The organism is Streptomyces phaeochromogenes, from assembly GCF_001418655.1.
Lineage (GTDB): Bacteria > Actinomycetota > Actinomycetes > Streptomycetales > Streptomycetaceae > Streptomyces > Streptomyces phaeochromogenes.
The window spans coordinates 1-7,039 of record NZ_LIQZ01000286.1 but is presented as its reverse complement, the minus strand read 5'-3'; the positions used below and the strand labels follow the sequence as shown (position 1 = coordinate 7,039).

Below are 7,039 nucleotides of genomic sequence, written 5' to 3'. Positions count from 1 at the left end.
GGGGAGGGCGTGGGGGTGGGAGTCGGCGTCGTGCCCTGCCCACCGTGACCGTCATGGCCTCCGGTACCGGACTCCCCGCTCCCGCCGCCGGTCCCGTGCCCGGCATGGCCGCCGCCCCCGATCGGCACGACGCCGGTGCCGATCGGCAACTCGCCCGCCCCGACCGGGACTTGAGGCACGGGCGCGGCTCCCTCCGGCGCGTCCTCGCCCGGCGCCGGAGTCGTACTGGGCGGTGCCGTCGCCGCGGGCGGTGACGCGGGAGGCACGGCGGCCTGTGCCGACCCCGACGACGGCGGGGCGCCGATCCCCGAGGCGTAACCGAGCACGATCAGCACGGCGCCGACGAGCGCGCCCGCGACCACCTCGTCGCGGTGATCCCTCGGCCAATCCGCCCTGTTGAACAGGGGCATGATCACTCCTGGCATGGTCCGGTCATTCAGATCGGTGAATGCGGACCAGTGGAGTGGGAGCCGAATTCCGCGCGGCTACGCGTTGGTTAATCGCCTGTTGCCTGCCTCTCCTCCAGGGGTGCCCCTGCTGTGAGAACGGGCCACAACGGCGTCATTCCGTGCATTGCGACTGTGAAGAACTGGCATGCATGGCACGGCAATTCCACCACATTGCTCGAATGCGATTCGAACCAATTGGAGAGAAGAAGTGCAGGGCTGTGCCCGGCGAACAATAAGCCGTCAAGTCGCCGTGGCGGCTTGGGTACCGGCGACGGGTGAAGGGGGCCCCGGCGGCTCAGGCGGCCGGTCGGCCCATCGCCCGGTACGTCCAGCCTGCGGCCCGCCACACGGCGGGGTCGAGCGCGTTGCGGCCGTCCAGTACGACGCGGTCCGTCACGGCCTCGCCGAGCGCGGCCGGGTCCAGCTCGCGGAACTCGCTCCACTCGGTGAGGTGCAGGACGACATGGGCGCCGCGTACGGCCTCCGCTGCGGTGTCCGCGTACCCGAGTGTCGGGAAGAGCCGTCGCGCGTTGGCGAGGCCCTTGGGGTCGTAGACCGTGACCTGGCCGCCCTGCAGATGGATCTGCCCGGCGACGTTCAGCGCGGGTGAATCCCGGACATCGTCCGAATCCGGCTTGAACGTGGCGCCGAGCACCGCGATCCGCTTCCCGAGGAAGGAACCGCCGCCGAGTGCCTCACGCGTCATTTCCACCATCTGGCCGCGGCGCCGCATATTGATGGAGTCGATCTCGCGCAGGAAGGTGAGCGCCTGGTCGGCGCCCAGTTCACCGGCGCGTGCCATGAAGGCGCGAATGTCCTTGGGGAGGCAGCCGCCGCCGAAGCCGATCCCCGCGCGCAGGAACTTCTTGCCGATCCGGTCGTCGTAGCCGATCGCCTCGGCGAGCTTCACGACGTCGCCGCCGGCCGCCTCGCAGACCTCGGCCATCGCGTTGATGAAGGAGATCTTGGTGGCGAGGAAGGAGTTCGCGGCGGTCTTCACCAGCTCGGCGGTCGGGAAGTCGGTCACCACGAACGGCGAGCCCTCGGCCATCGGCGTCGCGTACACCTCGCGGAGCAGCTTCTCGGAGCGCTCGCTGCGGACGCCGACCACGATGCGGTCGGGGTGCAGGGTGTCCTGGACGGCGAGGCCCTCGCGCAGGAACTCGGGGTTCCAGGCCAGCTCCACTTCCTCGCCGGCGGGGGCGAGCTCGACCAGCGTGCGGCCCAGCCGCTCGGCCGACCCCACGGGCACGGTGGACTTGCCGACGACGAGGGCGGGGCCCGTGAGGTGGGGCGCGAGCGAGGCGAAGGCGGCGTCGACGTACGACATGTCGCACGCGTACTCGCCGTGCTTCTGCGGGGTGTTCACGCAGACGAAGTGGATGTCACCGAACTCCGCGACCTCGGCCCAGTCCATGGTGAACCGCAGCCGCCCGCTGGACCCCTCGATACCGGCGACGTGCTTGGCCAGCAGCTCTTCGAGACCCGGCTCGTACATCGGGACCTCGCCCCGCTGGAGCATCTCGATCTTCTCGGGTACGACATCGAGTCCCAGCACCTCGAACCCGAGCTCGGCCATGGCCGCGGCGTGCGTGGCGCCGAGGTAGCCGGTGCCGATCACGGTGATCTTGAGGGCCATGGATGCTCCAGTAGGTGTCCGTCAGGTATCCGTCAGATGTGCGCCCGCGGCGCGCGTCGAGTGCGCTGACCGAGCATAGTCGGGGCTTGTTCGAGCGCTTCACCGGGCAGCTTTCCCCTTGTCGCCAAGCTCACGTATCACTCCCGTGGGCGGGCCCCTAAAATTTGAGTTACTTAACGGTAATTAGCGTCAGCATCACAGCGTCTTTGGAGCGTGAGAGACCTTGGCCGGATCGGCTGATTTCGACCTGTACCGCCCGTCCGAGGAGCACGACATGCTCCGTGACGCGATCCGCTCACTGGCCGAGGCGAAGATCGCGCCGTACGCCGCCGTGGTGGACGAGGAAGCCCGGTTCCCCCGGGAGGCGCTGGACGCCCTGGTCTCCTCCGACCTGCACGCCGTGCACGTACCGGAGTCGTACGGCGGTGCGGGCGCGGACGCGCTGGCCACGGTCATCGTGATCGAGGAGGTGGCGCGGGTCTGTGCCAGCTCCTCCCTGATCCCCGCGGTGAACAAGCTGGGCTCGCTCCCGGTGATCCTCTCCGGCTCCGAGGACCTGAAGAAGAAGTACCTGGGCCCGCTGGCCAAGGGCGACGGCATGTTCTCGTACTGCCTCTCCGAGCCGGACGCGGGCTCGGACGCGGCGGGCATGAAGACGAAGGCGGTCCGCGACGGCGACTTCTACGTCCTGAACGGCGTGAAGCGCTGGATCACCAACGCGGGCGAGTCGGAGTACTACACGGTGATGGCCGTGACCGACCCCACGAAGCGCTCCAAGGGCATCTCGGCCTTCGTCGTCGAGAAGTCGGACGAGGGCGTCTCCTTCGGCGCCCCGGAGAAGAAGCTCGGCATCAAGGGCAGCCCGACGCGCGAGGTCTACCTCGACAACGTTCGCATCCCGGCCGACCGCATCATCGGCGAGGAGGGCACGGGCTTCGCCACCGCGATGAAGACCCTGGACCACACCCGCATCACGATCGCCGCCCAGGCCCTCGGCATCGCCCAGGGCGCCCTCGACTACGCCAAGGGCTACGTCCGGGAGCGCAAGCAGTTCGGCAAGCCGATCGCCGACTTCCAGGGCATCCAGTTCATGCTCGCCGACATGGCCATGAAGATCGAGGCCGCCCGAGCCCTGACGTACCAGGCCGCGGCGAAGTCCGAGCGCGGCGACAGCGACCTCACCTTCCAGGGCGCGGCGGCCAAGTGCTTCGCCTCCGACGTCGCCATGGAGGTCACCACGGACGCCGTCCAGCTCCTCGGCGGCTACGGCTACACCCGCGACTACCCGGTCGAGCGCATGATGCGCGACGCCAAGATCACCCAGATCTACGAGGGCACCAACCAGGTCCAGCGCATCGTGATGGCCCGCAACCTGCCGTAGGGCGCAGCCGTATTACAGCGATGGGCCCCCGGCGTCATGCCGGGGGCCCATCGTGTCTCGCCGAGGTACGGCTCGGGATCGGGTCAGTTCCCCGACACCGTCACCTTCTCGTCGTTCTTCAGCTGGTTCACCAGGGTCTTGACCTTGGCGGTGTCCCACTGGAGGTTGCCGTTGGCCGAGTTGCCGGAGATCGGCATGTTCATCGACTTGCCCTCGCCGCCGGTGATGCCCTTCATCGCCCAGAACATCGAGGCGAGGTCCCAGAGGGACATGTCCTTGTCGACGGTGAGGGTGTCGAGGCCGGCGCCCATGGTCGGGTAGAGCTTGAAGGGGTTGAGGACCGTGGACGGCGTCGCCGTCTGGCTCGCCAGGGCCGCGAGGAACTTCTGCTGGTTCTTCGTACGGTCCAGGTCGCTGCCCGCGAACGCGTACCGCGTACGGACGAAGGCCAGGGCCTGCTCGCCGTTCAGGGTCTGCTTGCCCGCCTTGAAGTCGGCGCCGGACTTGTCGTCCTTGAACGCCTTGGGGATGTCCATCTCGACACCGCCCACCGCGTCGACGATCTTCGCGAAGCCGCCGAAGCCGATCTCCGCGTAGTGGTCGATGCGCAGCCCGGTGTTGGCCTCGACGGTCCGCACGAGCAGCTCGGGCCCGTCCTCCGCGTACGCCGCGTTGAGCTTCACCTGGCGGCCGGTGCCCGGGAAGGTCTTGCCGGACTCGGAGCCCTTGAACGTGGGGATCGTCACGTTCGAGTCGCGCGGCAGCGAGATCATCGTGTTCCCGTTGTCGCCGACGTGCAGGATCATCATCGAGTCCGTGCGCTTGCCCTCGGCGGAGCCCGTGTGGAGCTTCTTCTTCTCCTCGGCGGACATGCCCTCGCGGCTGTCGGAGCCGACGATCAGGTAGTTGGTGCCCTCGCCCCCGTCGGGCCGGTCGATCACCTTCGACAGGTCGACCTCGCGCTTGAGCTTCGAGTCGGCCCAGAAGTACGTACCCACGGAGACCACGACCAGCACGGTGACCACCGTGATCGCGGTCCACTTGATCCGCTTGCGCCAGTTCGGCGCGGGCCGCGGACCCCGTCCACGGCCGCCCGGAGGCTCCTGCGGACCGCCTCCGCCCGGCGAGCCGTAGACCTGTCCGGTGTTGTAACCGTCGTAGGCGTCCTCGCCGTAGCCGTCCGTGTACGTCGGCTGGGGCGGGACTCCGCGCGACGGCGCCGAGGGGCGTGGACCGGCCCCCGAGCCGCGCTGCACCTGCCGCATCACACGGGCGCCCTCGGGCTCGGCGCCTGTGCTGCCGCGGCCGTGCCGGTCGCCGCCGTTGTGTCCCTGGGGCCAATCGCTCATGGGCCCAGTGTGCAGGGTCCCACTGTGTGCCATACAAGGGTCTTCGGAAAATCGCACCAGGGCTGTTGCAGACCTGATGCAAAGCAACCCTTGCGAGTGCCCGGCATAAGGTGGTCGGCATGACAGACCAGGCCCGTACCCCGGAATCCGATATTCCGGGCAAGCCGACTTCGGCGTCCCGAACCACCCTCAGCCACATCATGACCCACAACGACACCAACCTTCTGGGCACGGTGCACGGTGGCGTGATCATGAAACTGGTCGACGACGCGGCCGGCGCGGTGGCCGGGCGGCACTCCGGCGGGCCCGCCGTGACCGCCTCCATGGACGAGATGGCCTTCCTGGAACCCGTACGCGTAGGCGACCTCGTGCATGTGAAGGCACAGGTGAACTGGACGGGTCGTACGTCGATGGAGGTCGGCGTCCGCGTTCTCGCCGAGCGTTGGAACGAGTCCACGCCGCCTCAGCAGGTCGGCTCGGCCTACCTGGTGTTCGCCGCCGTGGATGCCGATGGCAAGCCTCGGCGGGTACCTCCGGTGCTGGCGGAGAGCGAGCGGGACCGGCGCCGCAATCAGGAGGCGCAGATCCGTCGTACGCATCGGCTTGCCCGGCGGCGGGCGATCGTGGAGTTGCGGGAGAAGCGGGCTTCTGAGGGGCTCGACGACTAGGGCGGGTGCGGGTTCGTTGGGGCTGAGGTCGCGCAGTTCCCCGCGCCCCTGAGGGGCGCGCCTGACCGGGCCGGAGAATGAAGGCTCGGCCGGGGGTTTGGGCGGCCACCGGGTATTCGGATGTGAACCCCCGCCGGATTGGTTCTCTACGGGCAGACCACCTGGTCGCCCGTCACCGTTTCGAATTCGCCCTGGGTCGGGTCCTCCGCCCGGACCTTGTGGACCTCCTTGAAGTCCGAGCCGGCGATCACCTTCATCAGGGGGCCCTGGCCGTTCACGGGGCGCAGCTCGCTGCCGGGCAGGGCCGTGGCGAGGGATTTCGCGGAGCGGTCCCAGCGGGGGTCGTACTGGATGATCGTGCGCCGGATCGAGCGGTCGGGGGCGTTCACGGGGGCCCGGGTCGTGCGGAAGCCGGTGGCCGACAGGCCGCTGTCGACGCGGCGGCCGAGGCCGGCGGTCATGGTGCCGTTCTCGACCTGGACCCGGATCTGCTGCGGGGCGACATCGACGCGCAGGGCCTTGGAGCGGACCCGGTGCGGGGCGAGCGGCTTGTCGTCGCGCAGGGTGCGGAAGAGCCGGTCCGCCTTCTGCTCGTCCCACTTCAGGGTCGAGCCGATGCCCTTCACGGCGTACCCCATCTTCCCGATCGGGACCGTCGTGAACTCCGAGGAGGACGGCGAGAAGGTCCGCATCGCCCGCCCCAGGTCGATGAGTTCGTCCGAGCCGAGTCCCTTGTCGGCGCGCACCGAGCCGAGCACGGCACCGGTCACCTCCCGGAACTTGATCGGGTTGAGCAGCACCCCGGAGGAGGTGGCCCGCTCGATCAGCGCGGCCAGGAAGCGCTGCTGGCGCTGCATCCGACCGAGGTCCGACGCCCCGTCGATGTGCCGCGAGCGCACGTACTGCAGTGCCTGCCCGCCGTTCAGATCGTGCACGCCGGTCGGCAGATCGAGCCCGGTGTAGGTGTCCTTCAGCGGCTTCACCGTGCAGATCCGGACCCCGCCGAGCACGTCCACGGTCTTGATGAAGCTGGTGAAGTCGACCTCCAGATAGTGGTCGATCTTCACATGGGTCATGTTCTCCACGGTCCGCACGGTCAGCTGCGGCCCGCCCTCCGCGTACGCGGCGTTCAGCTTGACCGGGTGCGGCTGGTGCCGTTGTCCGCTGGTGCGGTCGATGTGGGCGGGCGTCTCGGCGTACGAGTCGCGCGGCAGGCTCACGATGCTGGCCCGCTTACGGTCCTCGGAGAGGTGCACGATCATGATCGTGTCGGTGCAGTGGCAGGGGGCGCCGCCGAGCCGGTACTTCTCCTTCTCCTCCGGGGTGATCCGGTCGCGGCCGTCGGTGCCGACGAGGAGGACGTTCATGCCGTGGCCGTGCGCGGGCCGGTTCTTCATGTCCTTGAAGGGGTCGATCCGGTCGATGTCGGAGCCGAGACCGGTGAGCAGCGCGTGCCCGATGCCGGCCGCCGCGAGCACCGTCACGGAGACCGAGGTGGTCACCCGCATGGCCCAGCGAGGCCCCCTGCCCCGTACGGGCGGCCGGGCTGGGCC

Annotated in this window: 5 protein-coding genes and 1 pseudogene; 2 read left to right on the top strand and 4 right to left on the bottom strand. The window is 69.0% G+C overall.

Annotation, left to right across the window (positions count from 1 at the left end; translation table 11 throughout):
* Together AOK17_RS32885 and AOK17_RS32880 are read right to left on the bottom strand one after the other, a co-directional pair.
* Positions 1-410: pseudogene (locus tag AOK17_RS32885) on the bottom strand (hypothetical protein); the annotation flags it as partial.
* Positions 411-744: 334 nt separating this feature from the next.
* On the bottom strand, positions 745-2,088 hold the full coding sequence (locus AOK17_RS32880) for a UDP-glucose dehydrogenase family protein (RefSeq protein WP_055616231.1): 1,344 nt from the start codon (positions 2,086-2,088) through the stop codon (positions 745-747).
* A gap of 223 nt (positions 2,089-2,311) precedes the next feature.
* Here AOK17_RS32880 and AOK17_RS32875 point away from each other — a divergent pair, with 223 nt between their 5' ends.
* A complete protein-coding gene (locus tag AOK17_RS32875) occupies positions 2,312-3,469 on the top strand; it encodes an acyl-CoA dehydrogenase (RefSeq protein ID WP_055616230.1) in 1,158 nt (385 codons plus the stop codon).
* Positions 3,470-3,552: 83 nt separating this feature from the next.
* On the opposite strand, the gene AOK17_RS32870 is transcribed toward AOK17_RS32875, so the two are convergent.
* Positions 3,553-4,818 carry an LCP family protein gene (locus tag AOK17_RS32870; protein WP_055616229.1) on the bottom strand — a complete coding sequence of 422 codons (1,266 nt, stop codon included), beginning with the start codon at positions 4,816-4,818 and terminating at the stop codon, positions 3,553-3,555.
* Positions 4,819-4,937: 119 nt separating this feature from the next.
* Between AOK17_RS32870 and AOK17_RS32865 the strand changes: the two genes are divergently transcribed.
* Positions 4,938-5,486: an acyl-CoA thioesterase gene (locus tag AOK17_RS32865; protein WP_055616228.1), complete on the top strand. Its 549-nt coding sequence runs from the start codon at positions 4,938-4,940 to the stop codon at positions 5,484-5,486.
* A 146-nt stretch (positions 5,487-5,632) separates the two neighbouring features.
* On the opposite strand, the gene AOK17_RS32860 is transcribed toward AOK17_RS32865, so the two are convergent.
* The coding region (locus AOK17_RS32860; RefSeq protein WP_342671535.1) for an LCP family protein at positions 5,633-7,039 on the bottom strand (1,407 nt) is incomplete at its 5' end.